We start from the raw sequence: 1,094 nt of genomic DNA, 5'->3' as shown, positions 1-1,094 counted from the left end.
GAAGAACGTAAGTCTACAAGTAAAAACTTCGAATCATCTTTAACAGGAGAAGGAGATTCAGAAGTAATGTAATAAATGGGTGCTTGAAGCACCCTTATTTTTTTATACAAATTTAAATTGCGAGGTATTTAAATGACTAAAAATAACGTATTCCAATCAGAAAAATTCGAACCTATTACAGAATTAGAGTTTAAAGACGCAAAGTTAAAAGCAAAGGGTACATTTATGTTTGACATTCAAGCAGAAAAGTACGCAAAAGAAGATAAAGATGGAAATGTTGGTAGTGGTTACCATGAAATTCTACAAGGCATTTTAAATCGTAAGACGATTGCTATCGTACAGTTTTGGGACTGTGCGCTTGCACATCTTAAACAACGCCCGACCAAAGAAGAAATTCAAGAAGTCATTCAGGATGTAATTGAAAAAGAGGGTACTACACTTGGATTGTTACAAGGTGCTATTCAAGTGTTGGGGGAATCAGGTTTTTTCAAGGAAGAGTTCAAAATGTTTTGGTTCCAGATGTCGCAAGGCCCGAAAATGGTGAAACAGGAAGAAAAAGAAGGAGCGGCGAACGCGGCCAAATATATGAAAGAAACTTACGTAACCTTAACGGGCAAAGAACCTTACTAAATTACAGTGAGATACGTTCAAAAACTGCACAATACTTAGGTTATATCAGCTCTGATGAATTGTATCTAATGACACCCAAAGAATGGCAAGACTGGATAAGAGGCGCACGTGAGCGAGAATTAGACATGTTAGAACATAATGTGCACCTTGCCACAGCAAATGCAATGGCACAAAGTAAAAAAGGTGTAAAACCTATGATACAGCAGATAAAAAAAGCCCGTGAGAACTTATTCAAAGATGATATCCAAATTAGAAATGACAGACAGAAAGAAATTGAAAAACGTAAAATGATCAGACAAAAACAAATTGAAGAAGCAGAAGCGTTCTTTGGAAATTAGAAGGGAGGTAACTAATGGAGAAAAACTTTCACGCACGTATCAATGCGATTATCAAAAACTTTGAGCGTGGAGTACGTAAAGCACAACGTCTGGCCAAAACTTCCGTGCCAAACGAGATTGAAACAG

The 1,094-nt window shown here is 36.9% G+C and carries 2 protein-coding genes; both read left to right on the top strand.

Annotated elements, in window-relative coordinates:
- The first annotated feature begins 132 nt into the window (after nucleotides 1-132).
- Nucleotides 133-630, top strand: coding sequence for a tail assembly chaperone (locus tag CD138_RS13115; RefSeq protein ID WP_096559837.1), 498 nt, complete (start codon nucleotides 133-135; stop codon nucleotides 628-630).
- 125 nt (nucleotides 631-755) lie between these two features.
- Complete coding sequence (locus CD138_RS13110) at nucleotides 756-968, top strand: hypothetical protein (protein ID WP_258026519.1); 213 nt, start codon at nucleotides 756-758, stop codon at nucleotides 966-968.
- Nucleotides 969-1,094: the final 126 nt, after the last annotated feature.

Source organism: Staphylococcus intermedius NCTC 11048 (assembly GCF_002902385.1).
Lineage (GTDB): Bacteria > Bacillota > Bacilli > Staphylococcales > Staphylococcaceae > Staphylococcus > Staphylococcus intermedius.
Note: the sequence above shows the minus strand (reverse complement) of the source record. Positions and strands in the feature narration are given on the sequence as shown.